The following is a 24,587-nucleotide window of genomic DNA, read 5'->3' on the forward strand; positions in this document are numbered from 1 at the left end:
TGTTTCATCCTCGATGAGCGTGAGTGTCCATAGCCGCTCTGCGATCAAAGTGTCGTTATGAACCTATACCGTTGGGTCCTTCCGGGTCACCTGACCGATACGGGGGGCAAAGGCGCGAAACGTCGCTAGGCACGAGATGGCCTATGGTGCCGCCGCCTTGACAGTGTTTCTCACGGTTTTCTGCGGCTTTCAGCACTTGGGAGGCGGCACTTTGTCGATTGATGCCGTCACCCTCACCCGAGCCGACGTTGCGTGGCTTGTTGGCATGTCGGACAGCTGGGTTCGCGACCGCATGCAGGCCGGCGACCTGCCGCGCCCCGGCTCAACCGCTGAAGAATACGTTGAGGCGTTCGTCGCCTACCGCGTTCGCAAGTTCGAGGCGGCCGAAGCCGACGGCACGCTCAACAAGGAACAGGAGCAGGCGCGGCTCGCCAAGGAACAGGCCGACGCCAAGGGCATGGACAATGCCGAGCGTCGCCGCGAGCTGGCCTCCTTGCCCGACATGGTCGCGGCCGGCGCCGGCGTAATCGTCATGATCGTCGCTCAGTTGCAGCAGGTCGGCGCACGCGTTGCCAAGGGCGACACCAAGCTCCGCACTCGGATCGACGCCGAGATCAACAACGTCCTCACCGACTTGAGCATGACGCGGATCGAGGAGGCGCGCGGCGGGGGCTTTGACGATGGCGAGCCCGAAGAAGAAGGGGGCGCCTGAGCCTTACCGCGCACCCGGCGCGCACGGCGTTGCACTCGCTGCCGGGTGGCTCGCCGCCTGCATGCCGCGCGAGCGCCCGCCTCTTTCGAAGTTCATGGTCGAACATGCCCGCTCCGACGACGGCGCGCGCATCCGACCGTTTCCATTCCAGGCGGACATCGCCGACGCGTTCACCGACCCGCAGACCTCGCAGCTATCGGTGAGGAAGAGCAGCCGCATCGGCTACTCGACCATCCTGCAATGCTTCGTCGCCTGGCGCATCGCCTTCGATCCGGCGCGGACGCTGATCTACCAGCCGACGATCGACGACGCGGAGAAGTTCAGCCGCGACGATCTCGACCCGGTGCTGCAATGGCCGGTGGTCCGGAAGGTGGCCACGTTCAAGCCGCGGCATGCCGACAACCAGATCCGGGCAAAGCGCTACAAGGGCGGCTGGATCCAGATCAAGGGCGCGAACAGCCCCAAGGAATTCCGGCGCGTCACCGCGGATGACGTGTTCCTCGAGGAGTGCGACGGCTACCCCTGGGCGTCGAAGGAAGAGGGCGACCCCGCCCGCCTGGCCTTCAAGCGCAACCTGACCTCGCCGCGGCGCTTCAGCGCGGCCGGCTCCACGCCTAAGGTCAAAGGCTTCAGCCGGATCGACACGCTGTTCGAACAGGGCAGCCAGGAGTTCCGCTTCGTCCCGTGCCCGAAGTGCGGGCATATGCAGACGCTGGTGTTCGGCGACGGCACCGGCGCCGGCATCCGCTGGGCACCCAAGGAGATCCCCACTCGCGCGTGGTATCAGTGCGAGAACGGTTGCGAGATCGACGAGGCCGAGAAGCCTTGGATGGACGAAAACGGGGAGTGGCGAGCCGCTAATCCGGCTCAGTTCCCGCGGCATCGATCCTTCCACATTTGGGCGGCCTACAGCCAGCACCCCGGCGCCGCATGGCTGGAAATCGCGCGCGAGTTCATGGAGGTCCGCAAGGATCCCAACCTGCTCCGAGTTGTGGTGAACCGACAAACAGCAGGCTCAAACCCGCGGAAAACAGCCAAAAACTGGGCGCTCCGGCGCCCTTTTTCTCGCCTGCCGGATAGATGAGCGGGGATGAGCAAAACCGCAGAAATCTGCCGATGTTTGCGCGGGTCCGGCCGCGCTGTGACGCAAGGAGTGACGCAACAGTGACGCAACAGACCACCAACGAACCCGACCTTCTGTACGGTCTCGACGCCATTGCGGTGCACGTCGGGCTGACGGTCCCACAGGTCAAATGGCAGATCGCGCGAAGCAATTGGCCTACCTTCAAGCAAGGGGCCATCGTGTGCGCCCGCCGATCGACCCTCGCCAAGCACTTTGCCGCCCAAGAGGCCGCTGCGCGCGGCGGCGCGGAGTGAAGGCGCTTCCTAAAATCCCCCACCGTCACCAGCTCGACGTAGTGCTGATGGAGCGGCGCGGCGGCGGTTGGGGGGTAGGCGTCGGCCCAATCGCGCTCGGCTACATCACGCGCCGGCTCGAGTCCCACCGGACGGAGATGGAGGCCGAGCGGGCGGCGATCGACATGGCAGACGCCCTCGACATGCTGGCGGTGCGCGCATGAAGCGCGGATCATCCCTACGGCTGGTAAACGGCGGGTGCCCTTCAGCCCCGGCGGCGTTCGAGCGCTATGCCTCTCTGGTTCGGCAGATCGAGGCGGATCCGGCACTGCGGACGAACCTCGCCCACAACGTCGCCATCGTGCGCGCCTGGGCTACCTGGCGAGATGCTTTCCTCGCAGCTGATCGGCCGTCGTCATGATCGCGGGAGCGAGCCCCGCGGCACCAGCACCGCTGCGCAACGTAGAGACAGAAGCCGCCCTATTAGGCGCGCTGATGATCGACAACCGGCTAGTCGATAGGGTGGCGGACCTGGTGGCAGCGCCGGACTTCTACGAGCCGCTGCACGAGCGCCTGTTTGCCGCGATCGTCAGCGAGGTCGCCGGCGGGCGGAGGGCCGACCCCATCCTGCTCCGGCCCATGTTCGAGCACGATCCGGCCATCAAGCAGCTGGGGGGCGTCGGCTACCTTGCCGGGCTTACGGGGAGCGGCGCGGGCCTGATCGGCGCGGTGGACTTCGCACGGCAGGTTGCCGACCTCGCCAAGCGCCGCCGCCTCTATGATGGGCTCGCCGAGTTGATGACCAGCGCCCGCGATGACCTGGACGCGCCGGTAGAGGCCTTGGCCGATGCGATCGACGCCAAGCTTACCGCCGCCCTCCAACGCGACCACACGGCCAAGAGCGCGAGCATGGCGCAGGCGTTCGACAGCACCCTCGCCGACATCGAGGCCGAGGCGCGAGGCGAGGCGCCGAGCGGCTTAGAGGTCGCCGGGCTGGACGATTGGAACCACCTGACGGGCAACATGCGCCGTGGAGAGGTTGTGATCCTCGCGGGCCGACCAAGCATGGGCAAGACGGCGGTGGGGCTATCCGTCGCGCTGGCGGCGGCTCGGGCCGGCCATGGAACGCTGTTCGTCAGTCTAGAGATGAGCGTCGGCGAGTTGACCAAGCGAGCTATCGCCGACCTGATTTATGAGCACGGCCGCTCGGCCACCTATGAGAGCGTCCAGCGGGGGCGGTTCACGGAAGAAGACCAGCGGCGGCTGGCCACGGCACGCGAGCAGATCGCCGCATGGCCGCTGATCCTCCACGAGGACGCCGGTTTACGCGTGGGTCGCCTCGCCATGATGATCCGCCGCTACCGGCGCCAGCTGGTCGCCAAGGGCTCGACCCTCGACGTCGTGTTCATCGATTATCTCGGGCTGGTCCGCGCGGACGGCAACAAGCAGAAGCGCTACGAAGAGGTTAGCGAGGTCAGCCGAACGATAAAGACGCTGGCGCGCGAGTTGAACGTGGCCGTGGTGCTGCTCGCTCAGTTGAACCGAGAGGTGGAGCGCCGGGAGGACAAGCGCCCCCAGCTTCACGACCTGCGGGACAGCGGGGAGATCGAGCAGGACGCCGACACCATCCTGTTCGTCTATCGCGAGCAATACTACCTGGAGCGCAGCGAGCCCGATCCTGGCGACAAGGGCCGGGCCGATTGGGAAACCGCCCTGGCGGCGGCGCGCGACCGCGTGGAGCTTATCAGCGCCAAGGTCCGTAAAGGACGTATCGGCCGCCGCAACTGCCACTTCATCGCCGCGCACCAAGCTGTACGCGGTTCTGACTTCTTCGCAGGAGGCCGGACATGACCGAGCTACCGGCTCCCCTTACCCCGACCGACTGCGACCTCCGCGACTTCGGCTTCATGCCGATCGAGCCGGGGCGGCTATTCGGGTCGGAGTTCCACGCGCTTGCCGACGATGGGGCATGGCGAGCCGGTGTGACGCTATGGCTAAAGGCATGGCACCAAGTGCCGGCGGGAAGCCTACCGAACGACGACACTGCCCTCGCGCGCCTCGCGGAGCTTGGACGCGACCGAGCCGCGTGGCTGGCGCTCAAGCCGGCGGCGCTTCGTGGGTGGATCGAGTGCGCCGATGGGCGGCTCTACCATCCCGTCGTTGCGGAGAAGGCGCTGGAGGCATGGCTGGAGAAGCTTGTGCAGCGTGCGTCCGGCGCGGCCGGCAATGCGAAGCGTTGGGGGGTCGATACCGACCTCGCCAGCGCCAACGCGGCGATTGATGATGCCGCGGCGCTGCTGTTCCATCTTGCTCCGCAATCGCGCAGTCTGGTCAAGCTCGCGCGGCGTCAGTGGCGGCACAACTCCGGCGGCGCATCGCAACCTGATCCCGACCCGATCGCAACCCGATCCCGACCCGATCGCAACCCGACTCCCACTGCCATCGCGACCCGATCGCAAGGGACAGTAAAGGGACAGGGACAGGGACATAGCCCCGCACCTACGAAAGCTGCCGATAGCGGCGTAGCGGCAGTGATGAGGGCGGCTGGCATGACCAGGAAGCCGATAGATCACCACATCGTTAGCGAGTGGCTGGCGCTGTCCAATATGAAGCTCGAACGCGACGTGCTCCCGATCGTGGAGCGCGTAGGCCGCGAGGTGATGGAGCGAACAGGCAAGCCGCCGTTCAAGCTCGGGTATTTCGATGGAGCGATCCGCGAGGAGCACGCCGCCGGCGAAGCCAGGCTGGCCCAGCTGCGTCGCGGCCGCGAGCGGATCGAGCGCATGGATCAAGAAGCGGCCGACCGAGCTGCAACCGAGCCGCACAAAACTACGAGGAACAGGCAATGTTGAACCAAACGAACGCCGATCACACAGCCAAGCTCTTCCACGCCGCGGTCGAGCAGGCCGGTGATATAAAGTCGGCGGCATTGACCCTCATTGCCGCAGCGATGGCCTGTCAAGAGATCCTGCGCGGCGTCATGCCGGCGGCAAAGGTGAACGACATGCTGAGCGTGCTGTCAGTCGCGGGTGCGGTGCTATTCGACGACGATTGCGGGGGACTGCTAGACGCAGTCATCCCGCTTGGTCGAGCTTGAGACTCGGGCGAGCTGCCCGTTTGCCTAGCTAGGGAACGTCGACCCAGCACCCGCCGGCTTCATTCGTGCTGAAGAAGAGGCCGCCTGAGGCGAAGACTTCATGTGCTATCGCCTCCAAACCCGAAAACACGTCGAGCGTCGGCGACCATTCGGAGCGTGTTTGCCAGAGGCGGCGCAGTTCAGCATAAAGATTATCGATCAAATCGGCATACCCAGCTTGTTCGAGAGCGTTGCGGACGGCTTTAAAGTTGCTCCAGTCCAAGCCATCGGCATCCATCCCCCCCAGAAGGTAAGCCGCCGCTTTGACCGGTGCACACAGTGGAGGGCCTGCCTCTACAATCAGAAGGTCAACGTTGCCGTGTGTTCGATACCTGCGGATTGCGTCGTCAGAACGATCCCGAGCCACGACAACGGTAGCCATAACAGTGCTCGCGTGAGCCTCATTCTGCTGACGAGCGAACATCCCAGAGAGGCGGCAAGCAGCATACTCATCCCAGAGCACTTCGGCGATTTGGAACATTACTGCGTGTTCATAGCCTTCGATAACGTTGCCGAACCGCGCATCAGGGACCAAGCGCTCCTTCTCGGCGGTTATTTGCACGTGCGCGCACTCGTGCGCGATGATCCCCACAGACATCGGTTTGTCCGTGGAATCGCAACCATATTGCTCGGCAACTGACGGCGCGACCATTTGCGCATTGAGGACAATGTGAGTACGCACCTCGCCATCGCGCATGACCGCCGGAGACATAGCAACGCCCTGCATTTCCTCCGTATTTGAGCGGGTGAGCGGCCGGAGACCTGGCAGCCCGCGGTCAAGTTCGGCCAGTGCGCCGTCGTAGTCGATAGCCACCGTTACGCCGTCCAAGCTTGATAGATCAATGAATGATCCGGCAAGGCTCACAACCGCCAGAACGGCCTCACCGAGAGCATTGGCGCCTTCCTCGTTGTCGAAACCTACCACCTGCACCGTTGTGCTGGGAGGCATGGTCGTTTGCGGCAAGTGATCCCAATCTAAGTCGTTCATTGAAGGCTCCTGATGGTGCACGCTAAGCCCGTTCAACGAGCGGTCTGAAACTCCTCCCCGCCGCCTCCTGCGGTACGCGCTCAATGCGCTGGTGATCCGAAGCAAACTGAGGAGCGGCGTCGCAGCAGCCGACCGGTCAGCACTCGTCGCGCCTTTGCCGAAAGCGTGGTCAAAGACCGCCAGTGTTGGTCATCACCAGCAGTCGCCACCGGATTGCCCCTTGCCCGAGCGTGTGTTGGTGATGGTTCTGAGGCGGGAAAGGGTCGCCATTGTTAGAGGTTATCTCTCGATTGCAACCTTGGCACTTGTATATCCCAGAGTAGACCACGCGGTCGCCGGGCCCATGAAGCGGAACGAAGGCGTCATTATTGCTGATTCCAGAGACATTCGTCCCGGTGATGTACCAAGCCATACTTCCTCCAGTGAGGCGAGATGAGTCTCGCAACTAGAGGACGCTTGCGCGGATCTGGTGATTCGCCAAGCAGCAATCGGAGCTGATCGGCCGTTGCTCCGATTCGGCACACACGCGCACCGTTGCCGCATCAGTCCGAACCGGCCCTTGGGTCCTTCCGGCCGGTCTGAGCAGTACGGGAGGCGAAGTCGCGGAAAGTCCGTAGCCACAGCCACCCATAGGGGGGCGTGGTAGTATTCGGACAATTTGGCACAAATCCGCCAGTTTCTTCATCATCGGAGGCTATTATGGCAACGCAAGCTGAGCTTGCGCGGCATCTTTACGTCGCGCAGCAAACCATCTCGAAACTAAAGAACGCGGGCATACTGCCGGCGCCCGCCAGCCGCGGCGGCTACGATCTGGATGCCTGCCGCGGGGCATACATCGAGCATCTGCAAGCGGCAGCTGGTGGGCGTGATAGTTCCCGTCCCGGCAGCCTAGAGGCCGAACGCGCCCGTCTGGCAAAGGAGCAGGCCGACCTGCTCGAGCGCAAGAACGCCAAAGAGCGTGGCGATGTTGTGAGCCGCAGCGAGGTCGACGCAAATATCACGGCCATGGTCTTGCTCGTCACATCGCGGCTTGGCCTTGTGGGCGCTCGGATTGCCGGTGCCGACTACCGGCTTCGTAAGCGGATCGAGACGGCAGTGAACGACGCTCTGGAGGAACTCGCCGCCATAAGCCTCGACGACGTCGACGCCGCCGTGAACGGAAGCCAACTTAATGACCTTGAGGAGATCGACGATGAACAATGAGCGCGGCCCGCAAAACTGCGACCGAAACGGCATCCGCGCACCGTTCACGGCTCCCGGCGAGCACGGTGTCGCGCTCGCCAAAGGTTGGTTCCAAGCTTGTCGCCCGCGGTTCCGCAACGGAAACGTACCGGCGCCGGGCAAGCCGGCGAAGGACGGCGATCTCATCGGCTCGCCGTCAAGCGAGATCGCCGAGGGCGAAGCCTCGCAAGCGGATTGAGGCGGCCGTGAACGATGCGATGGAGGAGCAGAGCGCGACCTCGCCCACCTCGATGCCGGAAGGCTCCGGCCAGCTTGGCACAAGCCAACGCGAGCAGGTCGGTGAAGAAAATAGGCAACGCCCCACAGGGCCTCATTGATTACGCTTCGCTGGCCTTAGCGGCATCAATCTCCACGATGGAGATTGCCTCCCCTCTGACTTCCAGAACAAGCCGCCATCGTGTGAAGTAAGCACTTAGATGATCGGGTGAAGCCGGGAGTCCCTCCTTCAGTGGGATGCTGATTCTATCCGAAAAACCGCGGTCGCTGGCGACACCGTAGAGGAAAAGAGACTTGCTTGTGCGGTGAAGGCTTAGCGCCGACGGAACAGGGCGCTCGAACGTAGTTGAGCATGGATCAATTTCTACCGACAAGCCGGAAATGATGGTGCCTCGCCAAGTTTGCGGCGAAGTAGCTTGGAGGGCTCGACCGCGATCCCGGCCGTCGACGAATACCGCTTGCCCGCCGGCGAGAATCATGCGCGTCCCATCATGATCGCTGGTGAACAGCGCGGGCTGCTCAACGTCGTCCGCCTTGAACAGATCAATGAGGTCAATCGACTCGGCAGGGACATATGTCATGCCTCACCTTATCCTACGTTGAGGAACGCACCAACGTCTCGCTGCCTTGATTGAGACAATCAAGGTCATCCCTACTTTTTTGAACTTGGGGGTTGTACCCGATCAGCGGCTGGGTGCAACGTTGGGAACCGTTCGCCCCGAACCGGGAACTGATTAGGACCGCGACGTGGCCAAGAATACTGGAAGTGGAAGTAGAAAGGGCGCCGTCCGGGATCGAGTCCAAGCACTGAACCCGGTGACAAAGCGCTACGTGAAGATCGACACCGACACCGGCCGGATCATCGCTCATAAAAAGAGCGCGGGGCCATACAAGGGCGTGCGCGAAGCTTCAATCCCGCCCAAGCGGAAGAAGTAGTGCCGCTCGTCTTCTCGCCCTTATCGGAGGACATTCTCTCCTCGCCGCCTAAGCGGCTTTACCCCGGGCATGCGTTCGTAATGCGTCAGATCGGCAATCCGCCGCCCGTGGATCTCCGAATGGCGGAAATCGTGCAGGAAGTTTTCGCCGCCCGTAATGTCCCGACCAAGGATGCTGACGCATCCACCGGTGGCGGCGATTTCCTCGAACGCATCTTAGGACTGATCCGCGCTACCGGTTTCACCGTCGCGATCTTCTCACACAAGACACGGGCGAACGCGATGGCAAATATAACTCTGGAGCTTGGCTTCGCAGCTATGTGCGGAAAGCCATTGATAATTGTGAAGTCGAAGGAGGCCAGGGCGCCTTCGGATTTCACCCGGACGGATTGGGTGGTGTACGACGAAGGAAACGAGGACCGATTTCGGGCAAAGCTGAACCAGGCGCTCGATACGATCGAGGAGGCCGGCGCTTTTCAGGATTTCCTTCTAGAGACCGCCATGGAGGCCAAGTCGATCGATTGCGCTGTGGCATTGGAGAGGGCGAACAAGGCTTTTCTTCTCACCAGCGACGGAGGCTTGATTGACAAAGCCGAGCGGATTGCAGAGCGGCTGGAGGGTGTTGGCGAAGACAACAGCATCGCCGACCTCGAGCGGCTTCGTAGTGAGGTATCGATGTTCGTTCGTCAGGGTCGGGCGGCCTTGGCAGAAGCCGGAGCCGGAGCCGGCTAACGCGAGGCCGCCTCATGCGTCAAAGGGATAAGCCGATGTTCGTTCCTCTCGACCAGGTCACCGCTACCAGCCTCCGCACCAGCAAAGATGGGCTGTTTTGCGCAGGCAAGCCTACGCCGGCCGGTGCCCGCATGCTGATCATCACTGACCAGGATGGCCGGTTTGCCGTCCTCTTGGACGAAGGACCGCAGCGCTTCCACTTCTACCCAATCGAGCAGAGCTGGGGGCGGATCACCGGCACCACGTTTCAGAACGCCCGCATTGAAGTCGATCACAGCAGTAGCTTTGATCCGGAGCGAGGCGAGGCCTTAGGTGACCTAGTGATCGTTGGCAGCATGGCGGCGATCGTCGCCGTGAACGGTTCTAGCTCATGGGCTGACCCTATGCGGTTTTTCCTCGCCGAGCGTGATACGACTCGCGGTGGAGAGGCCGTTGGATTTCACCGCTGGCGCTACGTCGTGGGATCGGAAGCCGCACCGACTGTGGTCTGGGAGCGCACGCCCGAGCCCGCTCGGGCAGCGCGTGCCCCAAACGGCTGAGGTAGGGCTAGCGCTGAAGAATGTTTGACAGTGGTGGTGTTCTATCGAACGCTGGCTCCTCAGGCTCATCGCGCTGATCTAGATTGCAATCGCTTTCAACCTGGTATCTCAATGCGGCCATTGCGTGAGAAGCGTTGGACAAGCTCCAGAATTTGGCGTCCTTCAGCCGTAGGAATAGCTCCAGTACCCGAACAATCGCGACAGGGGCCGGGAAGCTGCTGCGACCAACCGCCGCCACGTTGCACAGCAGGCGGAGCATAAGTCCCCGACCCGCCGCATTTCGTGCAGTCGCTGTAGAACCGGGTTGCGGTTATCATGTAAACTTCTCTCTCTCGCACCTAAACATGATGCCCGGTTGTGTCGGTTCGTCAGTGAGGTCAGTAGCCGGCTCTGCGATATCTAGCGAAGCCGACGGCGGTCGAAGCCAGGCGTGGAAGCGATCCCTTGGCAAATGTTCTGCTTGAAGTAGCTTCAGGCGCCGCCGTAATCGCCCGTTGTGCCTATCAATCGTTCCATTTGAACGTCGCTGACTTCTACAAAGATCGGCGGCTGAGAGGCGTATTGCAGCTCAACCCGATCTGAGCCGCGCCCGATCCACCATTGCAGCTGGTCGAGGTTGAAGAGCCGCTCTTGAGGCCGGCCATCAGGATCCAGCATCGGTCCACCCGACCAACTCACCACTCGAAGACGTGCCCACGCCATTCGCAATCTCCCTTCAGCGAAGGCTAGTCGAGGTGACTGACGCGCGAAAGCCCCCTCCTTGGCGGGAGAGGGGCTTGCGCTTGAGATCGGAAATCGGCATCTTGGACCGTGGGCCTAGAAAACCCGGAATCAAGATAGGCTTTGTCGTCCCGTTGGCGCGGGAGGACTGCCGAACATGACGGATGCGCTTGGCGGCGCGCCATCGACCTGGCTCTTATGCCGGGGTGAGTACGCGTATGTCCAGCCCGCAAGGGTAAAGGCGTGCTCGGCGGTCTCTTGGTCCGTTTTTCTAGCCCCGGCTGTCAGCCCGTCGCTGACAACGGCCCTAGAAAAGCCGAAAACCAAGGACCAGCCATGATCCACTTCAGGCACGACCGCGCCCGGCAGATTCTGCCGACCGCGCGAAATCTCCTACACCCCCTCCGGATATCGATGATCGTTGATGCGGCCTGCGCTCGCGCTGGCGTGTCGCCGTCACGCTTCGGTCGTGACGCAGTTGGGGATCCCTCCCTTGTCGCTGACCTTCGCGCCGGCCGCCAGCCGCGCAAGGCGACCCGTGCCGCTATTCAGGCTCACATCGAGCTACTGGAGGGGCGGCCATGACCTCGACCCGCTCCATGGAGGGTAAGGGCCTCCACTTCCCGCCGTCGTTGGCGACGGACGCAGACGGCGTGATCCTGCCGGCGCCTGCCGGGGTGCTGCCGACAATCGCGGCTGCGGTCGAGCCAAGCGAGTTGCTATACTTCGCCCAAAGACTGATCCGCGGCGCCCGACGGCGGCGGCGTCAACCACGCTGGTCCGCGGTGAACGCCCAGCGAATGGAGCTCGCTCAGCTCTGCCTTGCGCGTGCCCTTATTGAGCCAATCGGCCGCGACCCGCTCGCCGCCTGACCCCTGCCCCGCCCCCGGGTGTCGTTCCACGGAACGCCCCCCTGGCGGCGGGGCCTTTCACATGGAGAACAGATTATGGCCAGCGTGAGCAAGCGCAGCTGGACGTACAACGGTGTTCGGAAGGACGCGTGGGCCGTCCGCTACTTCGATGACACCGGCGCACGTCGGTCCAAGCAGTGCGACACAAAGAAGGAGGCTGATGCTTTCAAGCGCAAGATCGAGCGAGAGGTGGAGGACGGAACACTAGTCGGACCTAGTGCCAGCCTCACCGTTGAGGAGGTATGCAAACGCTACATCACAGACGCTGAGCGGCGGGAGAGCAGAGGAGAGATATCGCTCCTCCACGTCATTAAGGTCGGCCGGTTTATCCGCCTGCATATCGTTCCGACCATTGGCCGGGTCGTGTTTAAGGATCTGCGTGCGGCGGACGTCGACAAGCTGCACCACCACCTCTCCACCAAGATGCAGCCACATTGTGCTCGGCAGGTGTTGGGTTTCCTGGCGACCGTAGAAAAGTTCGCCAACCGACATCGCTACTGCCTTACGAACCCGGTTCGGGCGGCTCTGTCGGGCGTCCGCGCAGCGCCGCAGCCTCGCATTCGAGAGTTCACCTTAGACGAAGCCAGCGCCGTGTTGAGAACAGTGCTCGAGAAGCGCGAGAACCGCAAGATCAGGCACGCAGCCATGTTCGCCTGCCTTGTTCATATGTCGGCCTGCTGCGGCCTCCGCATCGGCGAAATGCTGGCCCTTCCATGGGGCAACGTGGACCTCGATCGGGCCACTCTCACGGTACGGCACAGCCTTAATGCTCTACTGGAGATCAAAGGGCCGAAATCGAGAGCCGGCAATCGCGAGGTGCCAATGCCGGCGCACCTCGTCGCGATGCTTCGCACCTGGCATGATGCGCACGCCATGCCTAATGAATGGGACCTCGTGTTTACGACCACCGCGGGCAAGAAGGTGTTCAACCGCAACGTGAACCGGGCGTGGTCGGACCTCCTCCGCGACGCTGGCGTGCTAGTAGCCGGCGACCCTCACCACTTTCATGCGCTACGTCACTTCGCCGGCAGCTGGTGGTTGCACAACGGTCTGGCAATCGCCGATGTGTCGCGCCTCATGGGCCACGCGAGCCCCGCGATTACGATGGGCATCTATGCTCACGTCATCAGCAAACCCGAGGATCGACATTCCGCGCTGACGGCCATGGGGGCAAAACTTGCCGCGATTCCTGACGCAAGAGTGACGCAAATAGCCGCTTAGCCGCAGAACACCGCCGCCTGCTCAACCTGCTCCGCACCTTCGTGAACCAGGTGCTCGGCGAGGCATGGGCCGAGCGCGGCGAAGCGCCGGAATGGCAGCGCCTCTATGATCGCCGGGAGAAGGCGATGCGGCTCGGAACGCCCTCGGCTAAAGCGGGCTTGCTGGTCGGCGCGGCCGACGTGCAGCGCGGCGGCGGCGGGCGCATTGATCTGGATATCTGGGCCTTTGGTGCCGAGCGGCGGCGCGAATTTGTCGAGCGCATCGAGGTTTTTGGGCCGATCGCCGACAAGAAGACCTGGCAGAAGCTCGACGAGCAGGTCGCACGGACTTGGACCAGCGCGGATGGTCGACCGATGAAGCTCGCTCGCGTTGCGGTCGATTCCGGTGACGGCGAGAGCACAATGGAGGTCTACACGTGGGCTCGGCGCCACCCGGGCTTCGCTATGGCGGTGAAGGGTCGCCACGCGATCGCGGCGAACCAGCCGATCGGCGCGCCCAGCTGGCAGGATGTCACGGTCGGCGGGCGCAAGCTCAAGAAGGGCGTCCGGTTGTGGAATGTCGGCACCTCGATGCTGAAGCTCGAGCTGTTCGGCGACCTGGAGAAGGAAAAGCCGGTCGACGGCGAGGCCTACCCCGAAGGGTACGTCTATCTGCCGGACGGCACGACTGACGAGTGGATCAAGCAGCTGGTCGCCGAAGAGTTGCGAATGATTCGGCTGCGAAATGGCGGCTTCCGGCGCGAATGGCACAAGGTGCGCGAGCGCAACGAGGCACTCGACAACGCTGTTTACGCGCGAGCGGTGGCCTTTTCGCTGGGTGTTGACCGCTGGACCCCGGCGCACTGGCAGTTGCTGCTGGAGAAAGAGCCGGAGCCAACCCCGCCCGCGCCAGCGGCGAAGAAGCCGGCGGCGCCTGCGAAGCCTGCCCCAAAGGCCATCTCGACCAAGAAACCGACCCCACCGGCGCCAAAGCCGACCAGCAATTGGCTGAACCGCAGGAGGCGCTGATGGCCTACACCCAGAGCGATCTCGAAACGCTCAGCAAGGCGATCACCGCCGGCATCAAGAGCGTCACCTATGCCGACGGGCGCAAGGTTGAATATCAGACGCTCGCCGACATGCGAGCGCTGCGCAACGACATGAAGGAGGAGGTCGCGGCTGGCGCGCGAGCGGGGCTGGTTCGGACCACCGTCGGGCGGATCATTCGCCGATGAACGTCGTGGATCGCGCCATTGCCGCTGTTTCGCCGGTCTGGGGAGCCAAGCGCGCCGCGGCGCGGCGGGCGCTTGGTCACCTCAACAAGCAGTCCGAGCGGTACGTCGGCAAGCCGGGCGACTGGGATCGCAACACCGGCAACCCCGACGATGCTCGCCCGGCCCGCGCGGTTGACCGCAAGCGCGTCATCGATCTGGTCTCCTCTGACCCGTTCGCGCGCAAGGCGTTGTCCGCGCTCGTCAACAACACCGTGGGGTGGGGCATCACCGGCGCCCCGAAGAAGGCGCCGACCACCTTCCGCAAGCTGTGGAACGACTGGCTCAAGGTCTGTGACTGGTACGGCCGGCTCGGGTTCTACGGCCTGCAGGAGCTCGCGATCCGCACCATGTTCCGCGAGGGCGAGGTGTTCATCGTGTTCCAGACGCTCTCGCTGGCCGAGGCGGCTGGATCGGTGCCGCTCCGGCTGCAGCTGCTCGACGCCGGCATGCTGGCGACGTCGGTCTACAGCCACGGCGGTAATGATGTGTCCGACGGCGTCGAGTGCGATGCGCGCGGGCGGATCGTCGCCTACCACTTCTATGAGGGCCGCCCGAGCCAGCGCTGGGCGTCCTATCGCACGGTTCGCGTGCCCGCGGCGGACGTGATCCACCTGTTCGTTCAAGAGTTCGTCGGCCAACGGCGCGGCCACAGCGTGTTCAACACCATCGTCAAGCGGCTGGGCGACATCGACGAGAGCGTCGAGGCTGAACTGGTCCGCAAGAACATCGAGGCGTGCTTTGCCGCCTTCATCACCCAGGGCGTCGACGATGACGGCGTGGTGTTCGGGCAACTGCAGGGCGACGCTGAAGCCAGCCCGGTCGGAATCCAGAGCGAGGGGCTGACCCCCGGCATGATCAGCCGGCTAGCGCCAGGCGAGAGCGTCAAGTTCGGCGATCCGAAGGCATCCGGCGGCCTCAACGATATCCTGCGGCTCGCGCTGCTGTCGGCTGCGGCCGGTGCAGGCATCACCTACGAGCACTTCGGCGACCTCTCGAACGTCAACTATTCCAGCTACCGGGCCGGTAACCTAGAGTTCCAGCGGTCGACCGGGCGGATCCAATACAACACGCTCATTCCCGTGTTCCTCGACCGCGTGGCCGCCCGCTTCCAGGAAGCCGCGTTCACCGCCGGCCTGATGCCGAACCGGGTCTATGAGATGGGCTGGTCGCCCCCGCCGTTCGAAAGCATCGACCGAGCCAAGGAAGCCACGGCCGACATTCTGGAGATGGCGGCAGGTCTGGAAAGCCGCCCGAACCTGGTCGTCGCCCGCGGATACGACCCCGAGCAACTGCGAACCGAGATCGCCGAGGATCGCGCGGCCAACCGCGCCGCCAACCTGGTGTTCGCCGGTGACGCCCCCCCGAGCCAGTATGCGCCGGCGGATCCCGCCCCCGCGGCGGCGGCCGAATAGGAGCCAAGCTTATGACGAAGCCCACCACGGCGCGCCCCCGCGCCGACGATGCGCCGCGCCAGGTCGGCGAGACCGTCGACGCTCCGCTGCCGCCCGCGCGCGGTCGCCGCAAGGCCGCCATTGTGGCGGGCGCTGTGCTCGGCTCGGCGGTTGCCGGCATGCTGACGCGCGACGCCCCCGGCCAGCGCCCGGGAGCCGACCCCGAGGAGCGCCGCCAGCCTCAGGCAGGCGGTCGGGGCACGCGCAGCCTGACGCTGGCGCCGGACAGCTACGACGCCGAGGCGCATACGGTCGAGGCGGTGCTGTCCACCGGCGCCGCGGTCGCACGCTACTATTTCACCGAAGAGCTGGAGATCAGCGAGGCTGCGATCGACCTCGGTCGCGTCGCCGGCGGGGTGTGCCCGCTCCTCGATACCCACAATCAATACGAACTTGGCGCTCAGATCGGCCGCATCACGTCGGTGCGGGTCGATGGCGGCCAGCTCATCGGCACCCTGCAATTCGACCAGACCGCGACCGGCCAGGAGATCGAGGCCCGCGTCGCCCGCGGCGAGCTGCGCGCGATCTCGATCGGCTACCGCGTCACCCGCTGGCAGATCACCGCCACCGACGACAACGATAACGAGACGTGGCGCGCTGTCGCCTGGGAGCTCCTCGAAGCCAGTCTCGTCCCAGTTCCCGCCGATCCGAACGCCGTGGTTCGATCCGCACCAGGGACCACCAGCGCTCACGGATCACAAGAGGAAGAAGATATGCACCGCAACCTTCCGGGCGGCGGCGTCGCCCACCCGAATGCCAACCGTGGCGCCGCTGCTCCCGCGCAGCCTGCCGCTGACACCACCGTGGTCGTCGAGCCGAACGGCACGACCCGCACCGAGCCGAACCAGCCCGCCAATCCCGCGCCGGTTGCCGATCAGCGCGCCACCGGCGTGTCGGCATCGCGTATCCTGGACCTCTGCGGCCGTTCGGCATCGCTCGGCAACGAGTTCGCGGCCGAGCTGATCCGCGCCAACGAGACCACGCCGCTGAGCGAGGCCGACCTGCTCGGCCGGGTCAACGAGCGCCTGATCAGCGATCGCCCGACGATCGACGCGCGCGCTGGCGCCAGCGGCACCGAGACCGAAGGCTATCGGCAGGCGGTCGAAGACGCGGTGATGCTTCGGGCGAACCCCGACACCCAGCTGCCGGACGAGCCGGGCCGGACCCGGGCGCAGCGCATGGAGGCGGCGCGCGAGTTCCGCGGCCTCACCATGATGGAGCTGGCCCGCGATTATCTCGGCCGCACCGGCATCAACACCCGCGGCATGGGTCGGCTGGACGTCGCCGGCGCCGCCCTCGGCATGCGCTACGGTGCGCTGACCACCAGCGACTTCGCCAACGCGCTCGGCGCCGTCACCAGCCGCCGCGTCCGCGCCGCGTTCGTGGCCGCTCCCCAGACGTTCCGCCCACTCGTCTCGATCGGCACCCTGCCCGACTTCAAGCCGGCGCAGATCATCGGCCTCGGCGATGCGCCGGCGCTGCTGAACGTGCCCGAGAACGGTGAGTTCAAGCGGGGCGCGATCACCGACACCGGGATGACCTACCGGCTGTACACCTATGGCCGCATCATCGCGATCACCCGCCAGGCGATCGTCAACGACGATCAGAACCTCTTCGGTCGCCTGCCGACGATGTTCGGTCGCAAGGCGGCGGACCTCGAGAGCGATCTCGTCTGGGGCATCCTGCTGTCCAACCCGAACATGTCGGATGGCATCCCGCTCTTCCACGCGAGCCATGGCAACCTTGCGCTGACCGGCGGCGACATCAACGTCGTCAACGTCGGCAAGGGCCGCCAGGCGATGCGCCAGCAGAAGAGCAACGAGGGCGGCTTCCTCAACATCGGCGCGACCTACCTGATCGTCGGGCCCGCGCAGGAGACCGCGGCCGATCAGTTCGTGACGGCGATCACCGCCAACACGAACAGCGCCGTGAACCCATTCGCCGGTCGCCTGCAGGTGATCGTCGAGCCGCGCATCACCGACAACAGCTGGATGCTGTCGGCAGACCCGAACGCGTTCGACACGATCGAGCTCGATCACCTGCTCGGCCAGGAAGAGCTGTTCACCGACACGCGTGTCGGGTTCGACGTCGATGGCGTCGAGAACAAGGCCCGCCTCGATGTCGGCGCGGCCGCCCTCGACTACCGCGGCTTCTACAAGTCGCCGGCCTACTAAGCCGCCCGTCCAGCACATAGGCGGCGGGGCAGCGCTCCCGCCGCCGGGAGACAGCACATGAAGACCATCAGCCTGCGGCAGCCGCTCCCGATCGGCGGCCCCGTTCATCACCCTTCCGAGGGTCCCGTCATGGTCGATGACGATTTCGCCGATCACCTGATCAGCAGCGGCCTCGCCGACGAGCTCGGCGAAGAGGGCGAGGAAGCCGACGATGAGCACGAGTCCGACGACGGTCTCGACGATCTGACGCTTATCGACCTCGGCCTGCTCGTCACCAAGGAAGGCGTGCCGCTCAACGGCGCGACCAAGAAGGCCGACATCATCGCCGCAATCCGCGCTCACCGCGCGTCGGCGGAATAAGGAGCACCGACGATGAAGAACTTGGTTCAGCCCGGCGACAATGTTGATGTTGTCGCCCCCTATGCCGTGACCAGCGGTCAGGGCCTCCTTGATGGCGCCGAGTTTTCGGTGGCGTCGACCGATATCGCTCAGGGTGCGTCGGGCATCGGCGTCACCAAGGGCGTTTTCACGCTGCCGACCGCTGCGGTCGCGGTCACCCGGAAGACGATCGCCTATTGGGATAACACCGCTCGACTGGTGACCAACGTCGCTTCCGGCAACACCAAGATCGGCATCTTCCAGGCATCGGCAGCAGCGAGCGCCGGCGCGCCCGTTAAGCTCGTCAGCGCGATCTAAGATGGACCCGTTCGCCGCGGCGCTGGACGCGCTTTTCAGTGCGCCCGGCTCCGCGGCGGCGGTCTACCTCCCCCTTGTAGGGGAGCCTGTTCCTATCCGGGTGATCCGGAGCCGCCCCACCGAAGAGACACCGGTCTCGGGCATGGTGGTGTTGGCCGATTCCAACATCGTGCTGATCCGGCGCTCTGAGGTCGCCGAGCCCCAGCAGGGCGCCTACGTCTCGATCGGCGCGGCAATCGTCGACGATGTCGTGTCTGACGGCATCCTGTTCGAGGTGCTCGCCGAGGCGAAGCTCGACGTCGAGGGCCTGACATGGACCTGCGAGATCGCCCGAGCGGACGATGATACGACCCAAGATTAAGGCCGCGCGCCTCGACGACCTGTTCACCAGCGCGGAGGACGAGGTCGCCGGCTTCATGACCGACGCGATGCGCGACACCACCGACGAGGTTAAGGAGGCGTTTCGCGCGCAGGTCCGCGCCGCTGGACTCGGCGATCGCCTGGCCAATGCCGTGCGCGGTGTGACCTATCCGAACAAAGGCGGCCGTAAGAGCCTCGATCCCACCGGCTGGGTGTATGCCCAGCCCTCAAAGGATGGCCGCGGCGCAGCTGCGATCATCGAGAGCTATGCCGATGGCGCGATGATCGTGCCGCGCAACGGTAAGCGGTTTCTGGCGATCCCGACCGACGACGTGCCCCGCAAGCGGCAGGGAAACGCACTCACCCCCGACGAGGTCGAGCAGAAGTTCGGGCGTCGGCTGATCTTCATCTCGCCGGACGACAAGGGCTTCCGCACCCCCAGCGTCCGCAAACGCGGCGTCGGCTATCTGGTGATGAAGAGCCTCGTCATCCGCAAGGCGACCGGCCGCTGGCGCAACGCTTCGGAGCGCGAGCGTGCTGGCAAAACCCGCAACCCCCGGCCGGTGCAGTCGGTCATCATGTTCACTCTCGTTCGCGCCGTGCGCAAGCCGAAGTCGGTCGACCTGTCCGGCCCTGCGGCGCTCGCTGAGCAGCGCTTCCCCGCCAACCTCGACGCCCGCTGGAGGTGACCATGTCCAAGCGGATCGAGGTACCGGAGAAGATCAAGGCGATCGTCAAGTTCGCGCTGCCAACGGTGGACGTTCGGGGCATGGACACCGAGGAGGCCAAGCCGGAACGCGTCGGGCCGCTCGGCATGGTGATCGTTCGCTCCGGCGACCCCGGCGACCCGGAGGTCGATCTCTGTCCCCCCACCTATTGGTGGGAGCATCGGATTCCCATCGAGCTGGCCGCCTACCAGACCGCCAGCGGCAACGCGCGCGCCGCGCTCGACGACATGGCGCGTTCGATCTGGGCACTGATCGAAGCCGACCGGACCCTCGGCGGCTTGGTGCTCTGGACCGAGGCCGAGGCGCCGACCGACGGCGAGGTCGATCAGACCGGCGCTAAGGCGATCGGCTGGGCCGACTTCGCGATCATCGCCACCTATTCGACCGCCAGCCCTCTCGGCTGATCCCTTCCTCTCGTATCACAGGAGACACCCATGGGCCGTCCATTGGGGATTAACGCCATCATGGCTGCCGCGGTGGAGACCACCTATGGGCAGACCCCGGCAGGGACCTTCTACAAGCTGCCGTTCGTCAGCCACGCGCTTGGCGAAGAGCAGCCGCTGATCGAGGACGACCAGCTCGGCTTCGGGCGCGAGGGGCTGGATCCGACATATGACGTGATCACCAACGATGGTGACATCGTCGTTCCCGTCGACCTGCGCGGTATCGGCTTCTGGCTGCGGCAAACCTTCGGCGCGCCGGTCACCACCGGCCCGACCACGGGCAAATACGTCCACACCTTCAGTTCGGGGGCTTCCGCCCTGCCCTCGACGTCGATCGAGATCGGCAGCCCCGACATGCCGCTCTACACCATGCATTACGGTGCCATGGTCAACCAGTTGAAGATCTCGCTGGCGCGGTCGGGCATGCTCAACGCCACGCTGTCCATGATCGCTCAGGGCCAGATCGACCCCGTGGCCGCGTCGGCTGCCGGCACCCTCACGGCACGCACCGGCTCGCGCTTTGCCCAGGCGACCGGCTCCATTACGGTCGATGGCGTCGCGGCTGGCGATATTGTCAGCGCCGACGTCAACTACACCAACAATCTCGACAAGGTGGAGGTCATCCGCGCCGACGGCCGCATCGGCGGTATCGATCCCGGTGTCGCCAAGGCCAGCGGCGCGATCAGCACCAGGTTCTCCAGCCGCGCGCTGCTCGACAAGGCGACCAGCAAGGCGCCCGTCGCCCTTACCTTCGGCTGGACGCTGACCGGCGGCTACAGCCTGGTGTTCACACTGTCGCGCGTGTTCCTGCCCAAGCCCAAGCTGCCGATCACCGGCCCGAAGGGCATCATGGCCGACTTCAACTGGCAGGCCTCTGGCGCAAACGGGCCGCAGCTGACGGCGGTGCTGACCAACGACGTCACCAGCTACGCCTGATCGACCGGCAGCAGAGGAGCATCATCATGACGAAGAGCACCCCGGCGCCGGCCGTTGCCGCGCCCACCTCGGTGGAGATCGGCGTCACGCCGCGCGATATCGCCGACAACCTCCGCATCGTCGATGCCGACACCGGCAAGACGATCAAGCGGGTGATCAAGGCCGATGCCGAGGCGGGCAAGGTCACCCGGTACGACATCGACAGCGACAACAACCTCGTCCGTGAGGGCAATGCGTTCAAGGTCGTCGAGGAAGACCGCGCGCACCGGATCGAATGGGTCAAGGAGCCGGCTGCTCCCGAGGCTGACGAGCCGGAGGCCTGATGTCGTATCAGCTCGGCAGCCCCAAGCCGGTCACCAAGGAGCTGATCCCCGCCAGCGGCGATCGGCCTGCGGTGACCATCACCCTCAACGCCCAGCCGTCCCCCCTGTCCTTGCGTGCCGCGCGCCGCGCCGTGCTGGAGGAGTATCAGAAGGGCGGTATCGATGCGCAGGAGCGCGCCGGCGACGCCTTCTCCGCGGCAATCCTCCGGCACAACATCCTGAGCTGGTCGGGCATCGGCGACGAGAACGACCAGCCGGTTGAGCCCACCCCCGACGTCGAGCAGCGGGATGATGACGGCAACGTGGTCGCCATCGAGCCGGGCACGATCAGCAGCTTCCTCGCCGAGCCTCGCCTCGTCGAGCGGGCGGACGAAGAATACGTGATCCCGTGGGCCAAGTTGGACGCGGAAAAAAACGGATTGTCGCTCTCGCCGCCTGGCACTTCGGCGGGGGCGACGCAGGGCGACGGTACTGCCACCTCGTCTGTGAAGCCGGAAAGCACGGACGATGCCGGAACGACGACGGCAGCCCCGCCTGTGAATACGAAAAGCACGAAGCCCAAACGGACGAAGGCGAAGCCGTCTGGCGGCTGATCGCCGGAATGGGTTCGCAGCTGCGGCTGGCGACTATCCCCGGCCCTGAGGGCGTAATTACCCGCCCGGTTGGACTCGACTTCGGCGCGGTGATGCTGGTGGCCCAGGCCGCGGGTGTCGCCGGCCCCCTCCTCGCCGACCTGCTGCCGCAGATCGAAGCCATCATCATCAACCCGCCCGAGGGCAACGAGGAGGCCGACCATGGTGATGCGTAGCGTCGGCTTCCAGTTGCGATCGGAAGGCAAGGCCGAGGTCAAGAACGACTTCGCCGAGGTCCAGACCGCCGGCGAGACGGCCATGGCGGGCATCGCGACCGCGGCAGAGAATGCCGGCGAGCGGTCTGCGCGCTCGATCGAGGCGCTCGCCGACCGCCAGGCCAAGGCCAACGCCAAGCTTGCGGCGCTGGCGCAGGGTACCGGCCTCAACACGCCGGCGCCGCAGCAGTACACCGCGCCCGGGCAGGCTGCCGCTGACATGGCGGCGCTCAAGGCGGCGGCGGCACTCAAGGCCGAACTGGATCCGCTCTGGGCAGCAGCGCAGACACTGAACCGCGAGCTAGAGCGGCTTGCCGCCATTGAGCGCCTCGGCGTGCTATCAGCGGATGAGCTTGCGGCGGCCCATGCCCGCGCGCACAGCGCGTTCGAAGCGTCGACGACCGGCGCCGGCAAGGTTACCAACAGCGCCGGCGCGATGCGCGCGGCGATGCAGGGCGCCTCCTACCAGATCCAGGATCTGTTCACGCAGATCAGCATGGGCACCAACCCGTTGCAGGCTCTCGCCGTCCAGGGCGGGCAGCTGGCCGGTCAGTTCGCCAACATCGAGAACAAGGCCGGCGCGGTCGCCCGCTTCATGATCGGCCCTTGGGGGCTGGCGATCACCGGTGCCATGCTGGTGCTCGCCCCCCTGGTAGGCAAGATCCTCGATTTCAGCGACGCGACTGAAGGCGCGATCGACAAGATGAGGAAGGACGCGGCCGAGACGGAGAACAACCGTCTCGCCAAGCTTGCCTTCACCCGTACCGCTGAGGGGGTTTCGGCCGCGATCCGCGACAACACCGAGGCGACCAAGAAGTCGATCGAGGTGCAACGCACGGCAGCCGAGCAGAACAACATCAATTCGCAGCAGAATTTGCGCGACCAAGTGGCGATCCGCGCCAAAACGGCGGCCCTCCTCGAACAGGCGGAGGCCGAATACAAGGCGAGCACGTCTATCCTGAACCAGAGCGGCGGCGCCGCTCAGATGGTCTATGCCAAGCAGCTCGGTGACGCTCAAAAGGCGGCGGAGAAAGCCCGCACAGATCTGAAGGCAGCGCAGACCGACCTGGAGCGCTCGCGGATCGCTCTTGCCGCCGATCAGGCGAAAGCTGACTCCAAACTGCGGAGTGACCCGAACGCCCGCATCAACAAGTTCTACGACGATCAGGTCGTGGCTCTCAACAAGTCGAAAGAGGCCGCAATCGCGCGTGGTGAGACGATCGGCGCGATCTCGAAGCGTGAATATGCCGACATCGAACGGAACCGTCAGGCGGCGCTGAAAGCTGAGCAAGACCGGGAATCTGCGGCTCGCAAGTCGCAGAACCAGACCCAGAACCAGATAGGTCGCAACGTCACTCTATCGGAGGCGCGCTCGATCGCTGAAGGCGTAGGTGGGCGCGTCACCAGCGATCACCGCAGCACGGCCGAGCAGGCGGTGCTTTACGCCAAGTACAAGGCGGGCACCGGCAATCTGGCGGCCAAGCCCGGCACCAGCTACCATGAGCTGGACCAGGCGCTCGACGTCGCGAAAGGCAATGGCATCACCCTCGCCAAGCTCGTCGCCGCATACCGTCAGGCAGGCGTGAAGCTGGTTGAGGCGCTCCACGAGGGCGACCACTATCATGTCGCCTGGAAGAAGACCGGCGCGGAGGCTCAGGCCGCAACGCAAGAACGTCAGGACGCCGCGAAGCAGGCGCGTGAGGCCGCGGCGGCCAATCGTGAGCTGGACCAAGACCTCAAGCAGGTGGTGGCGACGTACGACCCTGCGCGCGCGGGCGCCGAGGCATATGCCGACGCCTTGGCGCGCATCAACACGCTGGTCGCTGCTGGCCGTTTATCTAGGGCGGACGCAAGCGCCTACCGGGCGGTTGCGGATCAGAATGAGCGTGCTCGCCTCGCGAAAGAGCAGCTTGCCAAGTTTCAGTCGCTGTTCGGCTCTGACGATCCATTGAAGGGCGCGGTTGACGAAGCGACCGATGGCTTCGCCACCCGGAATAACGCCAAGCTTCAGGCGGTCGCGCGCGATCTCGACGAGCTGCGCGGCTACGGCAGCGACTTCGTTGACACCGTTCTTAACGAAGACACTTGGACCAGCTGGGGTAACGCCGGCAAAACCATCCTCAACTCGCTGAAGAGCGAGTTCATCAAGCTGGCCCTGCTCAACCCGCTGAAGAACCTGATCAACGGCAACAGCAACCTTCCGACCCTTACTTCTGCGATCGGCAACATCGGCAAGCTGTTCGGCGGCGGCGTGGGCAAGAACGCAACCGGCACGGAAAGCTGGTCCGGTGGCATGACCTGGGTCAACGAGAACGGGCCCGAAATCGCCGATCTGCCGAACGGCACGCGCATCTACCCGGCGGCCGAGACGCGCCGGATGCTCGCCGCCAACGAGAACAGCGGCGGCGGTCGGGTGAAGGTCGACATCGGCCTCAACACCGACCTGTTCACGGCGACTGTCGCGGGCACTGCTGATCAGCGCATCGGCGCCGCAGCCCCGAACATTGCCGCTGGCGGTGCGCAGATGGGAAAAATGGAAATGGCGAAAGCTCGGCGGCGGCAGCTCGGGAGGCGTGGTTGACGATCTACCTTCCCGAGCATCCGCTCCCCAAGTCCGCCGCTCCAGCGCCGATCGTTTTCGGGGGTTGGCAGACCCCTCCGACCGGCGG

At 64.9% G+C, this 24,587-nt stretch carries 30 protein-coding genes; 27 read left to right on the forward strand and 3 right to left on the reverse strand.

Annotated elements, in window-relative coordinates:
* Positions 1 to 136: 136 nt before the first annotated feature.
* The 7 genes from OXR60_RS09080 (at position 137) to OXR60_RS09110 (ending at position 5,165) form a co-directional block, all read left to right on the forward strand.
* Positions 137 to 712: a terminase gene (locus tag OXR60_RS09080; RefSeq protein WP_267395555.1), complete on the forward strand. Its 576-nt coding sequence runs from the start codon at positions 137 to 139 to the stop codon at positions 710 to 712.
* A complete protein-coding gene (locus OXR60_RS09085; RefSeq protein ID WP_267395556.1) occupies positions 681 to 1,796 on the forward strand; it encodes a terminase gpA endonuclease subunit in 1,116 nt (371 codons plus the stop codon). The genes OXR60_RS09080 and OXR60_RS09085 overlap by 32 nt, the downstream gene beginning before the upstream one ends.
* Before the next feature lie 80 nt (positions 1,797 to 1,876).
* On the forward strand, positions 1,877 to 2,089 hold the full coding sequence (locus tag OXR60_RS09090) for a hypothetical protein (protein ID WP_267395557.1): 213 nt from the start codon (positions 1,877 to 1,879) through the stop codon (positions 2,087 to 2,089).
* Complete coding sequence (locus OXR60_RS09095; protein WP_267395558.1) at positions 2,086 to 2,292, forward strand: hypothetical protein; 207 nt, start codon at positions 2,086 to 2,088, stop codon at positions 2,290 to 2,292. Before OXR60_RS09090 ends, OXR60_RS09095 begins: the two co-directional genes overlap by 4 nt.
* Positions 2,293 to 2,485: 193 nt before the next feature.
* Entirely contained in the window at positions 2,486 to 3,919 is a 1,434-nt protein-coding gene (locus OXR60_RS09100; protein WP_267395559.1) for a DnaB-like helicase C-terminal domain-containing protein, read from the forward strand.
* Entirely contained in the window at positions 3,916 to 4,920 is a 1,005-nt protein-coding gene (locus OXR60_RS09105) for a hypothetical protein (protein WP_267395560.1), read from the forward strand. The genes OXR60_RS09100 and OXR60_RS09105 overlap by 4 nt, the downstream gene beginning before the upstream one ends.
* Positions 4,914 to 5,165 (forward strand): hypothetical protein, encoded by a 252-nt coding sequence (locus tag OXR60_RS09110; protein WP_267395561.1) that lies wholly within the window; start codon positions 4,914 to 4,916, stop codon positions 5,163 to 5,165. Before OXR60_RS09105 ends, OXR60_RS09110 begins: the two co-directional genes overlap by 7 nt.
* Positions 5,166 to 5,193: 28 nt before the next feature.
* Here the strand turns inward: OXR60_RS09110 and OXR60_RS09115 are convergent, their stop codons facing one another.
* Positions 5,194 to 6,192, reverse strand: a complete 999-nt coding sequence (locus OXR60_RS09115; protein ID WP_267395562.1) for a hypothetical protein — start codon at positions 6,190 to 6,192, stop codon at positions 5,194 to 5,196.
* Between the two features lie 699 nt (positions 6,193 to 6,891).
* Between OXR60_RS09115 and OXR60_RS09120 the strand changes: the two genes are divergently transcribed.
* Positions 6,892 to 7,395, forward strand: coding sequence for a hypothetical protein (locus OXR60_RS09120; protein WP_267395563.1), 504 nt, complete (start codon positions 6,892 to 6,894; stop codon positions 7,393 to 7,395).
* Positions 7,385 to 7,612, forward strand: coding sequence for a hypothetical protein (locus tag OXR60_RS09125; RefSeq protein ID WP_267395564.1), 228 nt, complete (start codon positions 7,385 to 7,387; stop codon positions 7,610 to 7,612). The genes OXR60_RS09120 and OXR60_RS09125 overlap by 11 nt, the downstream gene beginning before the upstream one ends.
* Before the next feature lie 139 nt (positions 7,613 to 7,751).
* On the opposite strand, the gene OXR60_RS09130 is transcribed toward OXR60_RS09125, so the two are convergent.
* Positions 7,752 to 8,231 carry a hypothetical protein gene (locus OXR60_RS09130; RefSeq protein WP_267395565.1) on the reverse strand — a complete coding sequence of 160 codons (480 nt, stop codon included), beginning with the start codon at positions 8,229 to 8,231 and terminating at the stop codon, positions 7,752 to 7,754.
* Between the two features lie 435 nt (positions 8,232 to 8,666).
* Between OXR60_RS09130 and OXR60_RS09135 the strand changes: the two genes are divergently transcribed.
* Positions 8,667 to 9,317 carry a hypothetical protein gene (locus OXR60_RS09135; RefSeq protein WP_267395566.1) on the forward strand — a complete coding sequence of 217 codons (651 nt, stop codon included), beginning with the start codon at positions 8,667 to 8,669 and terminating at the stop codon, positions 9,315 to 9,317.
* 35 nt (positions 9,318 to 9,352) lie between these two features.
* Positions 9,353 to 9,856 carry a hypothetical protein gene (locus OXR60_RS09140; RefSeq protein ID WP_267395567.1) on the forward strand — a complete coding sequence of 168 codons (504 nt, stop codon included), beginning with the start codon at positions 9,353 to 9,355 and terminating at the stop codon, positions 9,854 to 9,856.
* Positions 9,857 to 10,327: 471 nt separating this feature from the next.
* On the opposite strand, the gene OXR60_RS09145 is transcribed toward OXR60_RS09140, so the two are convergent.
* Positions 10,328 to 10,513 carry a hypothetical protein gene (locus OXR60_RS09145; protein WP_267395568.1) on the reverse strand — a complete coding sequence of 62 codons (186 nt, stop codon included), beginning with the start codon at positions 10,511 to 10,513 and terminating at the stop codon, positions 10,328 to 10,330.
* Positions 10,514 to 11,157: 644 nt separating this feature from the next.
* Here OXR60_RS09145 and OXR60_RS09150 point away from each other — a divergent pair.
* From OXR60_RS09150 to OXR60_RS09225, 16 genes are all read left to right on the forward strand, one after another.
* Entirely contained in the window at positions 11,158 to 11,448 is a 291-nt protein-coding gene (locus OXR60_RS09150) for a hypothetical protein (protein ID WP_267395569.1), read from the forward strand.
* A gap of 75 nt (positions 11,449 to 11,523) precedes the next feature.
* A complete protein-coding gene (locus tag OXR60_RS09155) occupies positions 11,524 to 12,708 on the forward strand; it encodes a site-specific integrase (RefSeq protein ID WP_267395570.1) in 1,185 nt (394 codons plus the stop codon).
* A 26-nt stretch (positions 12,709 to 12,734) separates the two neighbouring features.
* Entirely contained in the window at positions 12,735 to 13,715 is a 981-nt protein-coding gene (locus OXR60_RS09160; RefSeq protein ID WP_267395649.1) for a terminase gpA endonuclease subunit, read from the forward strand.
* Complete coding sequence (locus tag OXR60_RS09165) at positions 13,715 to 13,921, forward strand: hypothetical protein (protein ID WP_267395571.1); 207 nt, start codon at positions 13,715 to 13,717, stop codon at positions 13,919 to 13,921. Before OXR60_RS09160 ends, OXR60_RS09165 begins: the two co-directional genes overlap by 1 nt.
* Positions 13,918 to 15,372, forward strand: coding sequence for a phage portal protein (locus OXR60_RS09170; protein WP_267395572.1), 1,455 nt, complete (start codon positions 13,918 to 13,920; stop codon positions 15,370 to 15,372). Before OXR60_RS09165 ends, OXR60_RS09170 begins: the two co-directional genes overlap by 4 nt.
* Before the next feature lie 11 nt (positions 15,373 to 15,383).
* On the forward strand, positions 15,384 to 17,585 hold the full coding sequence (locus tag OXR60_RS09175; RefSeq protein ID WP_267395573.1) for a prohead protease/major capsid protein fusion protein: 2,202 nt from the start codon (positions 15,384 to 15,386) through the stop codon (positions 17,583 to 17,585).
* Positions 17,586 to 17,642: 57 nt separating this feature from the next.
* A complete protein-coding gene (locus OXR60_RS09180; protein ID WP_267395574.1) occupies positions 17,643 to 17,945 on the forward strand; it encodes a hypothetical protein in 303 nt (100 codons plus the stop codon).
* Between the two features lie 12 nt (positions 17,946 to 17,957).
* Entirely contained in the window at positions 17,958 to 18,281 is a 324-nt protein-coding gene (locus OXR60_RS09185) for a DUF2190 family protein (RefSeq protein WP_267395575.1), read from the forward strand.
* A 1-nt stretch (position 18,282) separates the two neighbouring features.
* The gene (locus tag OXR60_RS09190; protein ID WP_267395576.1) at positions 18,283 to 18,642 is read left to right on the forward strand and encodes a hypothetical protein; all 360 of its coding nucleotides are present in this window, start codon (positions 18,283 to 18,285) and stop codon (positions 18,640 to 18,642) included.
* Positions 18,623 to 19,330 carry a DUF6441 family protein gene (locus OXR60_RS09195; RefSeq protein WP_267395577.1) on the forward strand — a complete coding sequence of 236 codons (708 nt, stop codon included), beginning with the start codon at positions 18,623 to 18,625 and terminating at the stop codon, positions 19,328 to 19,330. Before OXR60_RS09190 ends, OXR60_RS09195 begins: the two co-directional genes overlap by 20 nt.
* Positions 19,331 to 19,332: 2 nt before the next feature.
* Complete coding sequence (locus OXR60_RS09200; RefSeq protein ID WP_267395578.1) at positions 19,333 to 19,773, forward strand: hypothetical protein; 441 nt, start codon at positions 19,333 to 19,335, stop codon at positions 19,771 to 19,773.
* Between the two features lie 30 nt (positions 19,774 to 19,803).
* On the forward strand, positions 19,804 to 20,748 hold the full coding sequence (locus tag OXR60_RS09205; protein WP_267395579.1) for a phage tail tube protein: 945 nt from the start codon (positions 19,804 to 19,806) through the stop codon (positions 20,746 to 20,748).
* A 26-nt stretch (positions 20,749 to 20,774) separates the two neighbouring features.
* A complete protein-coding gene (locus OXR60_RS09210) occupies positions 20,775 to 21,071 on the forward strand; it encodes a hypothetical protein (protein ID WP_267395580.1) in 297 nt (98 codons plus the stop codon).
* Positions 21,071 to 21,664, forward strand: a complete 594-nt coding sequence (locus tag OXR60_RS09215) for a hypothetical protein (protein ID WP_267395581.1) — start codon at positions 21,071 to 21,073, stop codon at positions 21,662 to 21,664. The genes OXR60_RS09210 and OXR60_RS09215 overlap by 1 nt, the downstream gene beginning before the upstream one ends.
* Positions 21,665 to 21,672: 8 nt before the next feature.
* Positions 21,673 to 21,879, forward strand: coding sequence for a hypothetical protein (locus tag OXR60_RS09220; RefSeq protein ID WP_267395582.1), 207 nt, complete (start codon positions 21,673 to 21,675; stop codon positions 21,877 to 21,879).
* Entirely contained in the window at positions 21,866 to 24,499 is a 2,634-nt protein-coding gene (locus OXR60_RS09225) for a hypothetical protein (protein WP_267395583.1), read from the forward strand. The genes OXR60_RS09220 and OXR60_RS09225 overlap by 14 nt, the downstream gene beginning before the upstream one ends.
* The last annotated feature ends 88 nt before the right edge of the window (positions 24,500 to 24,587 follow it).

The organism is Sphingomonas sp. GC_Shp_5 (assembly GCF_026540855.1).
Lineage (GTDB): Bacteria > Pseudomonadota > Alphaproteobacteria > Sphingomonadales > Sphingomonadaceae > Sphingomonas.

What these genes read in the sequence shown, in the direction of transcription:
- OXR60_RS09175 (WP_267395573.1), top strand. Translation starts at nt 15,384, where the DNA reads ATGACGAAGCCCACCACGGCGCGCCCCCGCGCCGACGATGCGCCGCGC.
- OXR60_RS09150 (WP_267395569.1), top strand. Translation starts at nt 11,158, where the DNA reads ATGACCTCGACCCGCTCCATGGAGGGTAAGGGCCTCCACTTCCCGCCG.
- OXR60_RS09185 (WP_267395575.1), top strand. Translation starts at nt 17,958, where the DNA reads ATGAAGAACTTGGTTCAGCCCGGCGACAATGTTGATGTTGTCGCCCCC.
- OXR60_RS09140 (WP_267395567.1), top strand. Translation starts at nt 9,353, where the DNA reads ATGTTCGTTCCTCTCGACCAGGTCACCGCTACCAGCCTCCGCACCAGC.
- OXR60_RS09145 (WP_267395568.1), bottom strand. Translation starts at nt 10,513, where the DNA reads ATGCTGGATCCTGATGGCCGGCCTCAAGAGCGGCTCTTCAACCTCGAC.
- OXR60_RS09170 (WP_267395572.1), top strand. Translation starts at nt 13,918, where the DNA reads ATGAACGTCGTGGATCGCGCCATTGCCGCTGTTTCGCCGGTCTGGGGA.
- OXR60_RS09085 (WP_267395556.1), top strand. Translation starts at nt 681, where the DNA reads ATGGCGAGCCCGAAGAAGAAGGGGGCGCCTGAGCCTTACCGCGCACCC.
- OXR60_RS09165 (WP_267395571.1), top strand. Translation starts at nt 13,715, where the DNA reads ATGGCCTACACCCAGAGCGATCTCGAAACGCTCAGCAAGGCGATCACC.
- OXR60_RS09105 (WP_267395560.1), top strand. Translation starts at nt 3,916, where the DNA reads ATGACCGAGCTACCGGCTCCCCTTACCCCGACCGACTGCGACCTCCGC.
- OXR60_RS09205 (WP_267395579.1), top strand. Translation starts at nt 19,804, where the DNA reads ATGGGCCGTCCATTGGGGATTAACGCCATCATGGCTGCCGCGGTGGAG.
- OXR60_RS09225 (WP_267395583.1), top strand. Translation starts at nt 21,866, where the DNA reads ATGGTGATGCGTAGCGTCGGCTTCCAGTTGCGATCGGAAGGCAAGGCC.
- OXR60_RS09080 (WP_267395555.1), top strand. Translation starts at nt 137, where the DNA reads ATGGCCTATGGTGCCGCCGCCTTGACAGTGTTTCTCACGGTTTTCTGC.
- OXR60_RS09100 (WP_267395559.1), top strand. Translation starts at nt 2,486, where the DNA reads ATGATCGCGGGAGCGAGCCCCGCGGCACCAGCACCGCTGCGCAACGTA.
- OXR60_RS09120 (WP_267395563.1), top strand. Translation starts at nt 6,892, where the DNA reads ATGGCAACGCAAGCTGAGCTTGCGCGGCATCTTTACGTCGCGCAGCAA.
- OXR60_RS09110 (WP_267395561.1), top strand. Translation starts at nt 4,914, where the DNA reads ATGTTGAACCAAACGAACGCCGATCACACAGCCAAGCTCTTCCACGCC.
- OXR60_RS09155 (WP_267395570.1), top strand. Translation starts at nt 11,524, where the DNA reads ATGGCCAGCGTGAGCAAGCGCAGCTGGACGTACAACGGTGTTCGGAAG.
- OXR60_RS09135 (WP_267395566.1), top strand. Translation starts at nt 8,667, where the DNA reads ATGCGTCAGATCGGCAATCCGCCGCCCGTGGATCTCCGAATGGCGGAA.
- OXR60_RS09200 (WP_267395578.1), top strand. Translation starts at nt 19,333, where the DNA reads ATGTCCAAGCGGATCGAGGTACCGGAGAAGATCAAGGCGATCGTCAAG.
- OXR60_RS09115 (WP_267395562.1), bottom strand. Translation starts at nt 6,192, where the DNA reads ATGAACGACTTAGATTGGGATCACTTGCCGCAAACGACCATGCCTCCC.
- OXR60_RS09190 (WP_267395576.1), top strand. Translation starts at nt 18,283, where the DNA reads ATGGACCCGTTCGCCGCGGCGCTGGACGCGCTTTTCAGTGCGCCCGGC.
- OXR60_RS09130 (WP_267395565.1), bottom strand. Translation starts at nt 8,231, where the DNA reads ATGACATATGTCCCTGCCGAGTCGATTGACCTCATTGATCTGTTCAAG.
- OXR60_RS09215 (WP_267395581.1), top strand. Translation starts at nt 21,071, where the DNA reads ATGTCGTATCAGCTCGGCAGCCCCAAGCCGGTCACCAAGGAGCTGATC.
- OXR60_RS09220 (WP_267395582.1), top strand. Translation starts at nt 21,673, where the DNA reads ATGGGTTCGCAGCTGCGGCTGGCGACTATCCCCGGCCCTGAGGGCGTA.
- OXR60_RS09180 (WP_267395574.1), top strand. Translation starts at nt 17,643, where the DNA reads ATGAAGACCATCAGCCTGCGGCAGCCGCTCCCGATCGGCGGCCCCGTT.
- OXR60_RS09195 (WP_267395577.1), top strand. Translation starts at nt 18,623, where the DNA reads ATGATACGACCCAAGATTAAGGCCGCGCGCCTCGACGACCTGTTCACC.
- OXR60_RS09210 (WP_267395580.1), top strand. Translation starts at nt 20,775, where the DNA reads ATGACGAAGAGCACCCCGGCGCCGGCCGTTGCCGCGCCCACCTCGGTG.
- OXR60_RS09125 (WP_267395564.1), top strand. Translation starts at nt 7,385, where the DNA reads ATGAACAATGAGCGCGGCCCGCAAAACTGCGACCGAAACGGCATCCGC.